This is a genomic window from Pseudomonas jessenii (assembly GCF_002236115.1).
Taxonomy (GTDB): Bacteria; Pseudomonadota; Gammaproteobacteria; order Pseudomonadales; family Pseudomonadaceae; genus Aquipseudomonas; species Aquipseudomonas jessenii.
The window spans coordinates 164,051-180,230 of record NZ_NIWT01000005.1 but is presented as its reverse complement, the minus strand read 5'-3'; the positions used below and the strand labels follow the sequence as shown (position 1 = coordinate 180,230).

General features: G+C 61.1%; 11 protein-coding genes. 1 reads left to right on the top strand and 10 read right to left on the bottom strand.

The window, feature by feature from the left end:
• Window positions 1-83: 83 nt before the first annotated feature.
• From PSJE_RS17560 to betI, 8 genes are all read right to left on the bottom strand, one after another.
• The gene (locus PSJE_RS17560; protein WP_090451865.1) at window positions 84-1,262 is read right to left on the bottom strand and encodes a BaiN/RdsA family NAD(P)/FAD-dependent oxidoreductase; all 1,179 of its coding nucleotides are present in this window, start codon (window positions 1,260-1,262) and stop codon (window positions 84-86) included.
• A 147-nt stretch (window positions 1,263-1,409) separates the two neighbouring features.
• Window positions 1,410-2,747 carry an ATP-dependent RNA helicase DbpA gene (gene dbpA, locus PSJE_RS17550; protein ID WP_235863953.1) on the bottom strand — a complete coding sequence of 446 codons (1,338 nt, stop codon included), beginning with the start codon at window positions 2,745-2,747 and terminating at the stop codon, window positions 1,410-1,412.
• Between the two features lie 105 nt (window positions 2,748-2,852).
• A complete protein-coding gene (gene mdtD / locus PSJE_RS17545; RefSeq protein ID WP_057712975.1) occupies window positions 2,853-4,280 on the bottom strand; it encodes a multidrug transporter subunit MdtD in 1,428 nt (475 codons plus the stop codon).
• A 169-nt stretch (window positions 4,281-4,449) separates the two neighbouring features.
• Complete coding sequence (locus PSJE_RS17540) at window positions 4,450-5,787, bottom strand: TldD/PmbA family protein (RefSeq protein ID WP_090451861.1); 1,338 nt, start codon at window positions 5,785-5,787, stop codon at window positions 4,450-4,452.
• Entirely contained in the window at window positions 5,787-7,229 is a 1,443-nt protein-coding gene (locus tag PSJE_RS17535) for a TldD/PmbA family protein (protein ID WP_057712977.1), read from the bottom strand. Before PSJE_RS17535 ends, PSJE_RS17540 begins: the two co-directional genes overlap by 1 nt.
• A 284-nt stretch (window positions 7,230-7,513) precedes the next feature.
• Entirely contained in the window at window positions 7,514-9,214 is a 1,701-nt protein-coding gene (betA, locus tag PSJE_RS17530) for a choline dehydrogenase (protein ID WP_090451859.1), read from the bottom strand.
• Between the two features lie 204 nt (window positions 9,215-9,418).
• On the bottom strand, window positions 9,419-10,891 hold the full coding sequence (gene betB / locus PSJE_RS17525) for a betaine-aldehyde dehydrogenase (RefSeq protein ID WP_057712979.1): 1,473 nt from the start codon (window positions 10,889-10,891) through the stop codon (window positions 9,419-9,421).
• A 62-nt stretch (window positions 10,892-10,953) separates the two neighbouring features.
• Complete coding sequence (betI, locus tag PSJE_RS17520) at window positions 10,954-11,547, bottom strand: transcriptional regulator BetI (RefSeq protein WP_007985937.1); 594 nt, start codon at window positions 11,545-11,547, stop codon at window positions 10,954-10,956.
• Window positions 11,548-11,928: 381 nt separating this feature from the next.
• Between betI and PSJE_RS17515 the strand changes: the two genes are divergently transcribed.
• On the top strand, window positions 11,929-13,869 hold the full coding sequence (locus PSJE_RS17515; RefSeq protein ID WP_224795436.1) for a BCCT family transporter: 1,941 nt from the start codon (window positions 11,929-11,931) through the stop codon (window positions 13,867-13,869).
• 259 nt (window positions 13,870-14,128) lie between these two features.
• Here PSJE_RS17515 and choV read toward each other — a convergent pair whose 3' ends face one another.
• Both choV and choW read right to left on the bottom strand, forming a co-directional pair.
• Window positions 14,129-15,307: a choline ABC transporter ATP-binding protein gene (gene choV, locus PSJE_RS17510; protein ID WP_047534342.1), complete on the bottom strand. Its 1,179-nt coding sequence runs from the start codon at window positions 15,305-15,307 to the stop codon at window positions 14,129-14,131.
• Window positions 15,304-16,149 carry a choline ABC transporter permease subunit gene (choW, locus tag PSJE_RS17505; protein ID WP_057716544.1) on the bottom strand — a complete coding sequence of 282 codons (846 nt, stop codon included), beginning with the start codon at window positions 16,147-16,149 and terminating at the stop codon, window positions 15,304-15,306. The genes choV and choW overlap by 4 nt, the downstream gene beginning before the upstream one ends.
• Window positions 16,150-16,180: the final 31 nt, after the last annotated feature.

The window sequence follows — 16,180 nt, the reverse complement described above, 5'->3', positions numbered from 1 at the left end:
GCCTGTCAGTCAACATCTCTGTTGAATGTTATGGCCTCATCGCGAGCAAGCTCGCTCCCACAGGGGTTGTATTGATTTTTGAATCAGACGTACTGCGCAGCCGCGTAGCCCGATGCCCACGCCCACTGGAAGTTGAACCCGCCCAGATGCCCGGTCACGTCGAGCACTTCGCCGACGAAGTACAGCCCCGGGCTCTTCAGCGATTCCATGGTCTTGGACGACACTTCATTGGTGTTGACGCCGCCCAGGGTCACCTCGGCGGTGCGATAGCCTTCGGTGCCGGCGGGTACGACTTTCCAGCTCGCCAGTTTTTCCGCGATATCGGCCAGTTCCGCGTGGGTGTACTGCTTCATCGGTTTGGAGACGAACCAGTTGTCCGCCAGCAGGTTGGCCATCTTCTTGGTGAAGATTTCACCGAGCAGGGTTTTCAGCTCGCTGTTGGGGCGTTCGGCCTGTTGCTGTTGCAGCCAGCTCGGTACGTCGTGATCCGGCAGAAGGTTGATCTCGACGGTGTCGCCGGATTCCCAGAACGACGAAATCTGCAAAATCGCCGGGCCGCTGAGGCCGCGGTGGGTGAACAGGATGTTCTCGCGGAAGCTCTGGTCGTTGCAGCTCACCAGGCAATCCACCGACGTTCCGGATAACTCGGTGCACAAGGCTTTGAGCTGATCGGTAATGGTGAACGGCACCAGGCCGGCGCGGGTCGGCAGCAGTTCGTGGCCGAACTGCTTGGCCACTTGATAGCCGAAACCGGTGGCGCCCAGGGTCGGGATCGACAGGCCGCCGGTGGCGATCACCAGGGATTCGCAGGTGATTTGGTCAAGCGTCGTGTCCAGCAAGTAGCCTTTTTCAAGCCTCTCGATGGTCTGGATCGAGGTGTCCAGGTGCAGGCTGACGCCGACCTGATCGCACTCGTTGAGCAGCATTTCGAGAATGTCACTGGATTTGTTATCGCAGAACAACTGGCCGAGTTTTTTCTCGTGGTACGGCACGCCGTGCTTGGCCACCATGCCGATGAAATCCCACTGGGTATAACGGGCCAGGGCGGATTTGCAGAAGTGAGCGTTCTGCGAGAGGAAATTGCTCGGTTCAGTGTACATGTTGGTGAAATTGCAGCGGCCACCGCCCGACATCAGGATTTTCTTGCCGGCCTTGTTGGCATGGTCGAGCAGCAACACCTTGCGCCCGCGCCCGGCGGCGGTCAGCGCACACATCAACCCTGCGGCGCCAGCGCCAATGATCACGACTTCGGTAGAGCGCAAAACGGTGTCCTCACAAAAAACTATTGCGGTCCCTGTAGGAGCGAGCTTGCTCGCGATGGGCGTGAACGATAACGCTGGCAGTCTGGCTCACCGCGGTGAGCTCAGGTTTTTCGCGAGCAAGCTCGCTCCTACAGGGGGGGCGTGTTGTTACAGGATGCGAACGCGCAACGAACGGCCCTTGATCTTGCCGTCGTTCAAACGCTGCAAGGCCTGCTTGGCGACGCCGCGCTCCACGGCCACATAGGCCTGGAAGTCGAAAATCGCGATCTTGCCGACCTGGGCACCGGGGATGCCGGCGTCACCGGTCAGTGCGCCAAGAATGTCGCCCGGACGAACCTTGTCCTTACGGCCGCCAGCAATGCACAGGGTGCTCATCTGCGGCAACAGCGGACCACCACCCTTGGAGGTGAGGTTGTCCACCTGATCCCAGGTCAATGGTGTCTTCTGCAATTGCTCGATAGCCTGGGCGCGCTGTGCTTCGGACGGCGCCACCAGGCTGATCGCGAGGCCTTTCTCACCGGCGCGGCCAGTACGGCCGACGCGGTGAATGTGGATTTCCGAATCACGGGCCAGCTCGACGTTGATCACCATGTCCAGGGAATCGATATCGAGGCCGCGCGCAGCGACGTCGGTTGCCACCAGCACCGAAGTGCTGCGGTTGGCGAACATCGCCAGCACCTGGTCGCGGTCACGTTGTTCCAGATCGCCGTGCAGGCCGACGGCGGAGATGCCCTTGGCGGTCAAGTGATCGACGGTTTCCTGAACTTGCTGCTTGGTGAAGCAGAAGGCCACGCAGGAGGCCGGACGGAAGTGGCCAAGCACCTTGGTCACTGCACTCATGCGGTCATCCGGGGAAATCTCGTAGAAGCGCTGCTCGATCTGCGTGTCGTCGTGGAACGCTTCGGCCTTGACCTGCTGCGGGTTGCGCATGAACTTCGAGGCCAACTGCTTGATGCCTACCGGGTAGGTTGCGGAGAACAGCAAGGTCTGGCGACGCTCCGGAGCCTGCATGATGATTTCTTCGATGGAATCGTAGAAACCCATGTCGAGCATGCGGTCGGCTTCGTCGAGGATCAGCGTGTTGAGGCCGTGGAGCACCAGCGAGCCCTTGCGCAGGTGCTGCTGAATACGGCCCGGGGTGCCGACGATGATGTGCGCGCCGTGTTCCAGCGAAGCGATCTGCGGGCCGAGGGACACGCCGCCGCACAGGGTCAGGACCTTGATGTTGTCTTCGGCACGGGCCAGGCGGCGGATTTCCTTGGCGACCTGGTCGGCCAGCTCGCGGGTCGGGCACAGGATCAGCGCCTGGCAACCGAAGTAACGCGGATTGATCGGGTTCAGCAGGCCGATGCCGAACGCGGCGGTCTTGCCGCTGCCGGTCTTGGCCTGGGCGATCAGGTCCATCCCCTTGAGGATCACCGGCAAGCTTTGCGCCTGGATCGGCGTCATCTGGGCATAACCGAGGGAGTCGAGGTTAGCCAGCATGGCGGCGGACAGCGGCAAAGTATTAAATTCGGTGGCGATGGTGGTCACGGGACTGGCCTGCAAAACAAAATGTCGCGCAGTGTACCAGTCCGGTGGCCATTCGCCCTAAGGCTCTATGTGTTCTTCCGGACGTTTGACTCGCCGTCCGTCATTCCGTGACAGCTGGGAAAAGATCGTCGCGGCCAGCATTGCCATGATTCCAACCGTCACAAACGTCAGTTGAAAGGCGCCCAAAACCGTGTCCACGCCGTCATTTCCGATCTCGGCCGTGAACCCGCCGAGCAATGCACCGGCGCAGGCTACCCCCAGACTCAGTGACAATTGCGCGACCACCGACAGCAGGCTGTTGCCGCTGCTGGCGCTGGCATCGTCGAGGTCGATCAGGGTCACGGTGTTCATCGCGGTGAACTGCAAGGAGTTGATCGCGCCAAGGATCGCCAGCTGGCACAGCAGCAGCCAGTACGGCGTCTGCTCGCTGACCAGGCCCATGCTCGCCAGCATGATCCCCAGCGCCAGGGTGTTGCCGGTGAGCACGATGCGGTAACCCAGATGTTCGATCAGCGGCCGCGCCACCCACTTGGCGATCATCGCCGCCGCCGCCAACGGCAGCATGCTCATCCCGGCCTGGGACGGCGAATAGCCCAGCGCCACTTGCAGCAGCAACGGCACCAGAAAGGGCAGGGCGCCGCTGCCGAGGCGGGCGAACAGGTTGCCGAGAATGCCCACGGCAAAGGTCCGGGTCTTGAACAACGACGGCGCGAACAGCGGGTTTTCGATATGCCCGGCACGCAGCCAGTACGCCGCCAGGCACGCCATGCCGCCGAACAGCAGCAACATCACCCGCAGGTGCGGCAGGTGCAATTCGCCCAGGCCTTCCATGGCGATGGTGATCAGAATCATCGCCGCGCCGAACAGCACGAAGCCCAGGCTATCGAAACGGGTGCGCTCGGTGCCGCGCAGGTCCGGGATGAACTTCCACACGGCGTAGCAACCGACCAGCCCCACCGGCAGGTTGATCAGGAATATCCAGTGCCACGTCAGGTATTGCACCATCCAGCCGCCCATGGTCGGGCCGATCAAGGGGCCGAGCAGCCCGGGAATGGTGATGAAGCCCATGATCCGCACCAGCTCCGAGCGCGGGTAGGCGCGTAACACCACCAGCCGCCCGACCGGCAGCATCAACGCGCCGCCCAAGCCCTGGATCACCCGGGAGCCGATCAACTGGGTCAGGCTGGTCGACAATGCGCAGAGCAGCGAGCCGAGGCTGAACAGCAAAATCGCACTGAAGAAGATTTTCCGGGTGCCGAAGCGATCGGCGATCCAGCCGGACGCGGGAATCAGCAAGGCGACCGTGAGCATGTAGGCGATGATCACACCTTGCATGCGCAGCGGATCTTCGGCCAGGTCCCGGGCCATGGCGGGCAGGGCGGTGTTGAGGATCGTCCCATCGAGGGACTGCATGAAGAAGGCAATGGCGACGACCCAGGGTATCCAACGGGCAGTCACAGCGTCGAGAGGCGGGCGGTTGGGCATGGGACCTCTTGTGGATGAAGTCAATGCTAAATGATTTGTGATCACAGTCATTGTGGGAGCGAGCTTGCTCGCGATAGCGGTAGATCAGTCGACAATGATGTTGAATGAAATGGCCTCATCGCGAGCAAGCTCGCTCCCACAAGGTTCCCGGTGTTCCGGGAGTTTGTGGTTACAGCGTTAATGTGAGCCGGTTTACGAGCGCCCCCGGCAACAACGCAGACGCCGTCGCCCGCTGGCTGTACGTACTCGCCGACAGCAACAACTCCCGCTCCTGGGTCAACGCTTCCAGCTGCGAACCGAGCAGGCTGAAGGCGCTGTCATCAAAACGCATGGTGCTGACCGGTGCCTGAATCTCGCCGTTTTCGACCCAGAACGTGGCAAACCGGGTCATGCCGGTCAGGCGGGCGGCCGGTTGATCCGAGAAGTTCAGGTACCACAGGTTGCTGATGTACAGCCCGGTGCCCAATTGCTTGAGGATGTCCGCGTCAGGCAATGCCCCGGCCTTCATGTTCAGCGCGCTCGGTGATTCACCGCCGCTGGCACCATTGGCGGTCAAGCCGTATTCCGCGGCGCTGCGCGAGCTGACCAGTTGTGCCCCGGCCTTGCCGTCCACGATCAACCCCAGGTCGCTGCGTGGATAACCTTCATCGGAAAACGCCGGGCTCAGTGAGCCGCTGACTTTTTCATCCAGCGAGACCAGCGGGCTGAAGGCGCTGTCGCCACCGTAGAGCTTTTGCAGCGGGCTGCTTTTGCTGGCAATCGACTGTGCAGAGAATCCCCCCCAGCACAGCATGCCCATGATTTCTTCCAGCGCCGCCGGTGCCAGGTAGGCGCGGTATTGGCCGGGTGCCAAAGTGCGCAGCGGCCGGCCCAGAAACTCAAGCTGCTCGCGGGCTTGCTGGAAGCGTCTGGCAAAGCCTTCGCTGTTCCAGTCATGCCCGGCGTAGCTGGCTTTCACGGCCTGGCCATTCTCGTGGAACAGGCTGAAGTCGAAATTGAAGCTGTTGGCCTGATGCCAGCCGAAGGCACCCGAAGAACTGGCAAAGCCGCGACTGATCGGTCCGGCAGCGTAGAAACCGACAAGATCCAGGCCTTCGGCGGCCTGGGTGATTTGCGCGACCACCTGTTCGGTGTCCGGCAGCGGATGCGACTGCACGTTGTTGCTCTGCCAGCCATTGTGGTTGAGCAGTAAGTAAGGATCCGGAGGTAGCAGCGGCAAGGTTTCCCGCAGCTGTTGCAGGCCTTCGGTCAAACGTCGCAGATCAACCTGGGGATCGCCGGCCAGGGTGATGTTCAGGTCGGCATGGCGGCCTTCGTTGATCAGCTTCAAGCCGATACTCGCCTGCTGCACCTGACCGGCCTGACGCACCTTAGCGTGGTTGAAACGCACGAAGGCCGACGACTCGGCGGCGTAGCTGAGGGTGAACTGCTCGGGCTCTTGCAGGGCTGCACGCAGGCTGTTGACCAGCGCCTTGAACGACGCGGACTGGCTGTTTGAAGGATTCATCAGGCGTCTCCTCCGAATACATCAACGTTGCTGAACACGCAGGCCGGTGACGCGTGGCCGACGCGGATCACCTGGTTCGGTTCGCCCTTGCCGCAGTTCGGTGTGCCGAGGACCTTGAGGGTACCGGCGTCGCCGACGGCGCTGAGGCTTTTCCAGAACTGCGCGGAGATGCCCCTATAGTTGGGATTCTTCACCACGCCCTTGAGTTCGCCGTTTTCGATCAGTTGGCCCCATTCGCAGCCGAACTGGAATTTGTTGCGTGCATCGTCGATCGACCATGAGCGGTTGGTCGACATCAGCACGCCGTGTTCGATGCCAGCGATCAGTTGCTCGATGGACTGATCGCCGGGCTCGATATTGAGGTTGGCCATGCGGTCGATGGGCGGGCGGTTCCAGCCGCAGGCGCGGCTGTTGGCGACGCCGTCCATGCCGGCACGGAATTGCGACAACGCACCGCCCAGCGGGCGCAGCAACAGGCCTTCGCGGATCAGGAACTGTTTGCTGGCGGGCGTACCGTCGTCGTCATGGCCGTAACTGGCGAGCTCCTCGGGGATGTCGGGATCGAAGGTCACGTTGAGCAGGCCGGAACCGTATTGCAGGTGGCCGAAATCGCTGGCTTTGACGAAACTGGTACCGGCGTAATTGCGCTCGTCGCCGAGAATGCGGTCCAGTTCCAGCGGATGGCCGATGGACTCGTGGATTTGCAGCATCATCTGGTCGGGCATCAGCAGCAGGTCGCGCTTGCCTTGCGGGGTGTTTGGCGCCAGGAGCAATTGCAGGGCCTGATCGGCCACCTGGGCACCGGCACCGATCAGGCCGCAGCGGCTGATGACGTCCGCCGCGCCTTGCTGGCCGAAGTTCTCGCGGCCAAGGCTGCGGGTCTGGCTGTCGTTGCCGTCGTAGGCCGTGACGTCCAGGCCGGGGTACACAAAGCGTTGGGCCTGGCGCAGTTCGGCGCCGGCGCTGTTGAGGTAAATCTGCTCGACGTGGGTGATACCCAGGCTGACCTGCCAGTTCACCAGGCGCTCGTCCTTGGGCACGGCGGCCGACTCGGTGCCAAGCAGTTGGAAGCAGTCGCTCAGGGACGGGAAGGCCTGGTCGAGGTTGGGTGAAAAGTAATCGGCGCGGTCGCTGGAAACAGCCTGCTCGCGCAGGTCCAGCAAGGCGTGGGGCTTGAGTCGACGGGCCTGGAATTCGGCGCGTTCGAGGGCGGCTTGCAAGCCCTGTTGCGACAGGTCGTTAGTGGCCGCATAGGCCTCGACGCCATTGACCCGCACGGTCAGCATCGCCCCTTCGTCACGGCTCAGGCTCGGTGGTTCGGCGACGTTCTTGCGCACCGACAGGTACTGCCCGGATTCGCGCACATAACGCAGGGAAAAGAATTCAGCACCCGTGCGCAAGGCAGCGAAGCGCTGCTTGAGCTGGGGGTAGAAATCGAACATTCGTGAACCTCCTGGGTATGGAGTGGCGATGGAGCGGTGCTGCGAGGGGAGAGGTGAAACGATTGCGTGGCGCTAGATTAGGCCTGCGAGGGGGGAGGATCAAGGGTGAAACGGTGTAGAGAGGGATTATCGGGTTCGGCCGGAAGATGTGTGTTGGTTGTCAGGGCCCCATCGCGAGCAAGCTCGCTCCCACAGTAGTCCGGGCTGGATCACAAATCTGCAATCCAACCCGAAACCTGTGGGAGCGAGCTTGCTCGCGATTGGCCGTGACGCGGTGTAGCGACTTATGCAGTCTGGCTCACTTCCCGCACCGGCTTGCCCTTCACCGGCGCTTCACCCGCCACATAGTAAGTGGCGGTGCTGCGCGGCAATGGCTTGCGACCACGGATCTTGTCGGCGATTTTCTCGGCCATCATGATCGTCGGTGCATTGAGGTTGCCGGTGGTGATGATCGGCATGATCGACGCATCGACCACACGCAGGCCTTGCATGCCATGCACGCGACCTTCGCCATCGACCACGGCCATTTCGTCGGTGCCCATCTTGCACGAGCAGGACGGGTGGAACGCGGTTTCGGCGTGTTCGCGGATGAACTTGTCCAGTTGCTCGTCGGTTTGCACCTCGACGCCCGGGCTGATTTCGCGACCGCGGAAGGCGTCCAGTGCAGGTTGCTGCATGATTTCCCGGGTCAGGCGGATGCCGTCGCGGAACTCTTGCCAGTCCTGCTCGGTGGCCATGTAGTTGAACAGGATGCTCGGGTGCTGGCGCGGATCCTTGGACTTGGCCTGGATGCGCCCGCGGCTTGGCGAACGCATGGAGCCCATGTGCGCCTGGAAGCCGTGCTCTTTCACACCGTTGCTGCCGTTGTAGTTAATCGCTACCGGCAGGAAGTGGTACTGGATGTTCGGCCATTCGAACTCCGGACGGGTACGGATGAAACCGCCGGCTTCGAACTGGTTGCTGGCGCCGATGCCGGTGCCGTTGAACAGCCACTCGGCACCGATGGCCGGCTGGTTGTACCAGAGCAGCGACGGGTACAGCGAGACCGGTTGGGTGCAAGCGTATTGCAGGTACAGCTCAAGGTGATCCTGCAGGTTTTCACCGACGCCCGGCAGATCGTGGACCACCGGAATGTCGAGTTTGTTCAGCAGTTCGGCAGGGCCCACGCCGGAGCGCTGCAGGATCTGCGGCGAAGCGATGGCGCCGGAGCACAGCAGTACTTCCTTGCGCGCCTTGACTTCAACGCGCTCCTCGGCAGCGCCGACCAGGTAACGCACGCCGACCGCACGCTTGCCTTCGAACAGGATCTTGTCGGTCAGGGCGTGGGTGACGATGGTCAGGGTCGAACGCTTCTTGGCGACGTCCAGGTAGCCACGGGCGGTGGAGGCACGACGACCTTTCGGCGTCACGGTGCGGTCCATCGGGCCGAAGCCTTCCTGCTGGTAGCCGTTCAAGTCTTCTGTGCGCGGGTAACCGGCCTGCACGCCGGCTTCAACCATGGCGTGGAACAGCGGGTTGTTGCCGGCTTTCGGCGTGGTCACGCTGACCGGGCCGTCGCCACCGTGGTAGTCGTTAGGGCCGATGTCGCGGGTTTCCGCTTTACGGAAATACGGCAGGCAGTCCAGGTACGACCAGTCCTCAAGGCCTGGCAATTTTGCCCAGCCGTCGTAGTCCATGGCGTTGCCGCGGATGTAGCACATGCCGTTGATCAGCGAGGAACCGCCCAGGCCCTTGCCGCGACCGCACTCCATGCGACGACCGTCCATGTGTGGCTCTGGATCGGTTTCGTAAGCCCAGTTGTAGCGACGGCCTTGCAGCGGGAACGCCAGGGCGGCCGGCATCTGTGTGCGGAAATCGGAACGGTAGTCCGGGCCGCCTGCTTCGAGCAGCAGGACGGTGACGCCTGCGTCTTCGGTCAGACGGGTCGCCAGGGTGTTACCGGCAGAGCCGGCACCGATGATGATGTAGTCGAATTCTTGGGACATTGAATGCACCCTCTTTGAAGTTGGTCAGGTCGCGGTCGCTGGGACACTGCACAACCTGTGGCGAGGGGGCTTGCCCCCGTTCGGCTGCGCAGCAGTCGTAAAATCAGCGACTGCTTTCTATCTGAAGACTTGCGGTGTCTGGAGAGGGGGCTGCTTCGCAGCCCAACGGGGGCAAGCCCCCTCGCCACAGAGACCTCGCAGTACTTAGAACACCGAGACGTAATCGCCCAGTTCGACCTGTACCGATTTGATGCGGGTGAAGTTGTTCAGCGAACTGATGCCGTTCTCACGGCCGACACCCGACTGCTTGTAGCCACCGACCGGCATCTTCGCGTCGGATTCGCCCCAGGCGTTGATCCAGCAGATACCGGCTTCCAGCTGATGAATCACACGGTGGGCGCGGTTCAGGTCCTTGGTGACGATACCGGCGGCCAGGCCGAAGTCGGTGTCGTTGGCGCGGCGGATCACTTCTTCTTCGGTTTCGTAGGAGAGGATCGCCATCACCGGGCCAAAGATTTCTTCACGGACGATGGTCATGTCGTCGGTGCAGTCGGTGAACACGGTCGGCGCCACGAACGCACCCTTGGCGAATTCACCGTCGGTCAGGCGCTCACCGCCGCACAGCAGGCGGGCACCTTCTTCCTTGCCCTTGGCGATGTAGCCCAGCACGCTTTCCATGTGCGCAAAGCTGACCAGCGGACCGAAGTTGGTGTTTTCGTCTTCCGGGTTGCCGATGCGGATGCGCGCAACGCGCTCAGCGATCTTGGCTTCGAAAGCGGCCTTCAGGTGAGCCGGTACGAACACGCGAGTGCCGTTGGTGCAAACCTGGCCGGAGCTGTAGAAGTTGGCCATCATCGCGGTGTCGGCGGCGCGATCGAGGTCGGCGTCGTCGCAGATGATCAGCGGCGACTTGCCACCCAGTTCCATGGTCACGTCCTTGAGCGAAGAGCTCGAAGCGCTGGCCATGACTTTCTTGCCGGTATCGGTGCCGCCGGTGAACGAGACTTTCTCGATGCGCGGGTGTTCGGTCAGCCAGGTGCCGACTTCACGGCCGCTGCCGGTCAGGACGTTGAACACGCCATTTGGTACGCCGGCTTCGGTGTAGATCTCGGCCAGTTTCAGGGTGGTCAGCGAGGTGACTTCGCTTGGCTTGAAGATCATCGCGTTACCGGCCGCCAGGGCTGGTGCGGATTTCCACAGGGCGATCTGGATCGGGTAGTTCCACGCGCCGATACCGGCCACGACGCCCAGCGGCTCGCGACGGGTGTAGACGAACGAAGTGGTGCGCAGCGGAATCTGCTCGCCTTCGATGGCCGGTACCAGGCCTGCGTAGTACTCCAGCACGTCAGCGCCGGTGACGATGTCGACGTAGCGGGTTTCGGAGTAGGCCTTGCCGGTGTCCAGGGTTTCCAGGGCGGCCAGTTCGTCGTTGCGCTCGCGCAGGATTTCCACGGCACGACGCAGGATGCGCGAACGCTCCATGGCGGTCATGGCGGCCCAGATCTTCTGGCCCTTTTCGGCGCTGACGACGGCGCGTTCGACGTCTTCCTTGGTAGCACGTTGCACTTTTGCGAGGACTTCACCGTTAGCCGGGTTGATGGCTTCGAAAGTGGCGTCGCTGCTGGCGTCGCTGTACGCGCCATCGATGTAGAGTTTTTGCAGTTCGAAACGGGCCATAAAGTCCTCGCAAGAGCATTAAGTGGCTGGCGCGGTTCGGTGGTTGAGCGTTTATGTGTGCTCTAACTCACCCGCTTGGCCAGTTGGGTATCCATGTATTCGTAAGCAATCTGTTGCGCCTGCTCGGTGTCGAAAGCATCTCCCGACAACGCGCCGCGCAACCACAGGCCGTCGATCAACGCTGCCAGGCCTCGGGCGGCACTGCGCGCATCATTGAGCGGCAGCACGCGGCGAAACTGGCAGCACAGGTTGGAATACAGACGGTGATCGTTGATCCGCTGCAACCTGTGCAAAGACGGCTGGTGCATGCTGGTGGCCCAGAAGGCCAGCCAGGTTTTCATTGCCGGGCCATTGACCTGGCTGGCGTCGAAGTTGCCTTCGATGATCACCTGCAGATGAGCCCTCGGGCTGTCATCTGTCAGCGCCTGTCGGCGCAGGGTGACGTTCTCGCTCAGGACGGTCATCAGGTACCCCATGGTGGCGGCGATCAGGCCATTCTTGTCCTGAAAGTAGTGACTGATGATGCCATTCGAGACACCGGCCAAACGGGCGATCAGCGCAATGCTGGCGTCCCCCATTCCGACCTGATCGACGGCCTGCAAAGTGGCTTCGATCAATTGCTGGCGGCGGATGGGTTGCATACCGACCTTGGGCATCTTGCACATCTCCTTAGGCCTTCCCGCAGACGCAGAACGTCCATCGGCTTGAGGGCCAGTCTATTTTGTTTTGATTGAACGTTCAATCAACAAAGAATAAGATCTGCGACAAATCGTCGCTGCTTACAGATTTTTCCTACATGTAAATGGCGGCAAACCGACATCCGAAATAGCTCGAAGCCTATACGCCACGGCGTCTCAAGGGCTTCGGGCTTTTTTCGGGCTGTCTTTATATCACCCGCCGGTCGGCTGCCCACTAACCGATTGGTCGGGTAACCCGTTTGTCTTGCGTTCTTCTCTCGCACTGCCCGGAGCATCTGTGCCATGAGTTCTGCCTCGCTAATAAAGACCCCACCCGAGAAGGTGACGGTCAACGGTTGGGTGTTCTACACCTCTACCGCGTTGATTCTGTTGTTGACCGCCATTCTGATCATCGCCCCGCAAGAGGCCGGCAGAATGCTGGGTACGGCGCAAGCCTGGTTGTCCCGCAGCTTCGGCTGGTACTACATGGTGGTGATCGCCGCCTACCTGATTTTTGTCGTTGGTCTGGCGTTTTCGTCCTACGGCAAATTGAAACTGGGCAGCAAGGACGACACCCCGGACTTCAGCTACGGTGCCTGGGCGGGGATGCTGTTCTCCTCGGGTATCGGTATTTCGCTGCTGTACTTCGGCGCGTCCGAGCCGCTGGACCACTACTTCAACCCGCCGGAAGGCGTGGCTGGCAGCAACCTGGCGGCTCGTCAGGCGGTGCAGCTGACCTTCCTGCACTGGGGCTTGCATGGCTGGGCGATCTACGCGCTGGTCGGCCTGGCCGTGGCGTACTTTGCCTACCGGCACAACCAGCCGCTGGCGTTGCGTTCGGCGTTGTATCCGCTGGTGGGCGAGCGTTGGGTCAAGGGCGCGGCCGGGCACGCGGTGGACGGCTTCGGCATGTTCGTGACCCTGCTGGGGCTGGTGACCAACCTGGGGATTGGTTCGCTGCAAGTGTCGTCAGGGCTGGAAAACCTGTTCGGCATGGAGCACAGCAACACCAACCTGCTGATCGTGATCATCGTGATGAGCACCGTGGCGACCATCGCTGCCGTGTCGGGCGTGGAAAACGGCATCCGCCGTCTGTCCAACCTCAACATCGTGCTGTTCAGCGGCCTGCTGATTTTCGTCCTGTTGTTCGGCCCGACCTTGCACCTGCTCAACGGCTTCGTACAGAACGTCGGTGACTACCTGAACGGCGTGGTGCTGAAGACTTTCGATCTGTATGTGTACGAAGGCGACAGTGAGAAGTCCGACCGCTGGCTGGGCCTGTGGACCCTGTTCTACTGGGCCTGGTGGATTTCCTGGGCGCCATTCGTGGGCATGTTCATCGCGCGTATTTCCCGTGGTCGCACCGTGCGCGAACTGGTAGCCGGCGTGCTGCTGATTCCGCTGGGCTTCACCCTGGCGTGGCTGTCGATCTTCGGTAACTCTGCCCTGGACCTGGTGATGAACCATGGGGCGGTGGAGCTCGGGAAGACGGCGCTGGAACAGCCGTCCATGGCGATCTACCAGTTGCTTGAGCATTACCCGGCGTCGAAGGTTGTGATCGGCGTATCGATCTTTGTCGGTTTCGTGTTGTTCCTGACCCCGGCGGACTCCGGCGCGGTGATGATGGCCAACCTTTCGTGCAAGGGCGGCAATGTCGACGAAGACGCGCCGCACTGGCTGCGGATCTTCTGGTCGGCGGTGATCACCCTGGTGACCATCGGCCTGCTGTTCGCCGGCAACTTCGAAGCCATGCAAACCATGGTGGTGCTGGCCGGTCTGCCGTTCTCGGTGGTGCTGGTGTTCTTCATGTTCGGCTTGCACAAGGCCATGCGCCAGGACGTGCAGATCGAACAGGAGCAAGCGGAACTGGCGGCACGTGGTCGCCGTGGTTTCACTGAGCGTTTGACCCAGCTGGACCTGCAACCGAGCCAGTCGGTGGTGCAGCGCTTCATGGACAAGCACGTGACTCCGGCGCTGGAAGATGCGACGGCGCAAATGCGTGCCCAAGGTCTGGAGGTTCAGACGCTGCTGGGCAAGTCCAAGCGTTGCATGGGCGTACGGGTCGAGATGGAAGAGGGCAACCCGTTTGTCTACGAAGTCAGCCTGGATGGCTACCTGGCCACGCCAACCGAATCGGCTCAGTCCGATGAGGCGCGTCAGCGTTACTATCGTGCCGAAGTGTATCTGCACAACGGTAGCCAGGACTACGACTTGATGGGCTTCACCCAGGATCAGATCACCCGTGACGTGCTCGATCAGTTTGAAAGCCATCGGCAGCTCCTTGGCCGGGTTTATAGCTAAGGTGTGAGGAACTGCGGTGCAGTGAATGCTCCGCAACCCCCTGTGGGAGCGAGCTTGCTCGCGATAGCGGAGGGACAGTCAACACTCATGTTGAATGTTAAGCCCTCATCGCGAGCAAGCTCGCTCCCACAGGTTGTTCTGCGTCCATGTGAGAACGGGCTTGCCCGCGATGGGGCCATCGGCCACAAAGCTGCGTCACCCGATATCCCCACAAACAAAAACGCCGCGATACTCTCGCGGCGTTTTTGTGTCTGTTGCCTTACCCCAGGTTCTTGCCGAGCAGTGCGTGATACAGCTCGCTGTCGCCAAGAATCCCCACTACATGGTTGTTATCGTGCAGCACCAGTTTGTTGCCGGTCTGATAACGAATCTGCAGCGCATCGCGCATACCGATGTTCGAGTCCACCAGGGTTGGCCGACGACCCAGGCCTTCAACAGCCTGACCCGGTACCCAGTTCTGCAGATCCAGAGCAGAACCGTTTTGACGCGCACCTTTGATAGTGTTGCCTTCCGCCAGGTCCAGCCACGAATCGCCGCCCGGATCGAGGCATACCGAACCGTTGATGCGTTTGCAGTTGTCCAGGGTGCGCATCAGGCTGCGGCCGCACAGTACGTTCAGCGGGTTGGTGTGGGCCACGAAGGTCCGCACGTAGTCGTCCGCCGGGTTCAGCACGATCTCTTCCGGCACACTGTACTGGATGATCCGGCCGTCTTTCATGATCGCGATACGGCTGCCAAGTTTCAGGGCTTCATCGAGGTCGTGGCTTACGAATACGATGGTCTTGCTCAGCTTGCGTTGCAGTTCCAACAGCTCGTCTTGCAGACCCTGGCGGATCAGTGGGTCGAGCGCCGAGAACGGTTCGTCCATCAACAGGATGTCGGCGTCCATCGCCAAGGCACGGGCCAGGCCCACGCGTTGTTGCATACCACCGGACAGCTCGTTGGGTTTCTTGTTGCGCCACTGGGTCAGGCCCACCAGCTCCAGCTTGTCGTCCACCAGCTTGCGGCGTTCCTTCTCGGGACGACCCTGCATCTCCAGACCGAAGCTGATGTTCTCGCGAACGGTCAGCCAAGGCATCAGGGCGAACTTCTGGAACACCATCGCAATGCGCTTGGTGCGCATCATTTTCAGTTCTGCCGGGGTGCAGGAGGCAATGTCGATCTGCTTGCCTTCGTGCTCGACGAACAGCTTGCCGCGGCTGACGGTGTTGAGGCCGTTGATGCAGCGCAGCAGGCTGGATTTACCAGAGCCGGACAGACCCATCAGTACGCAGATCTCACCTTTTTCGATGTCCAGGCTGGCTTTTTCAACACCAACAATCTGCCCGGTCTTTTTCAGGATCTCGTTACGGGTCATGCCTTGATCCAGCAGCTTGAGTGCCTCGCGTGGATCCTTGGAGAAGATAACGTCAACGTTATCGAAGCGAATAATGCTCATGCGTCACCCCCTACTTTGGCGTCGGGTTGTTTGCAGATACGGTCGAGCATGATCGCCAGCAGTACGATCGCCAGACCTGCTTCGAAGCCCAGGGCGATATCAGCGGTATTCAGTGCGTTGACCACGGGTTTGCCCAAACCGTCGGCGCCAACCAGTGCCGCGATCACCACCATCGACAACGACAGCATGATGCACTGGGTGATGCCGGCCGCGATGCTTGGCATGGCGTGAGGCAGTTCAATTCGCGAGAGCAATTGACGGCGCGAGCAGCCAAAGGCCTTGCCGGCGTCCATCAATTCTTCCGGGACATCGCGAATACCCAGGTAGGTCAGGCGGATGGGCGCGGCAATCGCGAACACCACCGTGGAGATCAGACCCGGGACCACACCCAGCCCGAAGAGGGTCAGGGTAGGAATGAGGTACACGAACGTCGGTACGGTCTGCATCAGATCGAGTACCGGACGCATTAAAGTATAGAACATCGGTTTGTGCGCGGCGACGATGCCCAGCGGCACGCCGATGATCACGCAGACCAGGGTGGCGAACAACACCTGGGCGAGGGTTTCCATGGTCTCCTGCCAGTACCCCAGATTGAGGATCAGCAGAAAGGAGGCAACGACAAACGCTGTCAGGCCCCATTTACGTTGAATGAAGTGTGCCAGTAGTGCGATTACGCCGATCAGTACCAGCGGGTTGAACCAGGTCAGCGCAAACGTCACGCCGTGGATCATCGTTTCCAGTGACACGGCGATGGCGTCGAAGGTGTTGGCGCCGTGTTGCGTCAACCATTCAACGAAGCCCGCGATGTACTGGCCTAAGGGGATTTTCTGATCAATCAGCATGGTAGTGAACGTCCGCATGCAAGGAAATAAA

Excerpts from the sequence above, each read along its gene's own strand:
- choV (WP_047534342.1), bottom strand. The coding sequence starts at position 15,307 with ATGAGCATTATTCGCTTCGATAACGTTGACGTTATCTTCTCCAAGGAT.
- betI (WP_007985937.1), bottom strand. The coding sequence starts at position 11,547 with ATGCCCAAGGTCGGTATGCAACCCATCCGCCGCCAGCAATTGATCGAA.
- betB (WP_057712979.1), bottom strand. The coding sequence starts at position 10,891 with ATGGCCCGTTTCGAACTGCAAAAACTCTACATCGATGGCGCGTACAGC.
- mdtD (WP_057712975.1), bottom strand. The coding sequence starts at position 4,280 with ATGCCCAACCGCCCGCCTCTCGACGCTGTGACTGCCCGTTGGATACCC.
- betA (WP_090451859.1), bottom strand. The coding sequence starts at position 9,214 with ATGTCCCAAGAATTCGACTACATCATCATCGGTGCCGGCTCTGCCGGT.
- PSJE_RS17540 (WP_090451861.1), bottom strand. The coding sequence starts at position 5,787 with ATGAATCCTTCAAACAGCCAGTCCGCGTCGTTCAAGGCGCTGGTCAAC.
- PSJE_RS17535 (WP_057712977.1), bottom strand. The coding sequence starts at position 7,229 with ATGTTCGATTTCTACCCCCAGCTCAAGCAGCGCTTCGCTGCCTTGCGC.
- dbpA (WP_235863953.1), bottom strand. The coding sequence starts at position 2,747 with ATGCTGGCTAACCTCGACTCCCTCGGTTATGCCCAGATGACGCCGATC.
- choW (WP_057716544.1), bottom strand. The coding sequence starts at position 16,149 with ATGCTGATTGATCAGAAAATCCCCTTAGGCCAGTACATCGCGGGCTTC.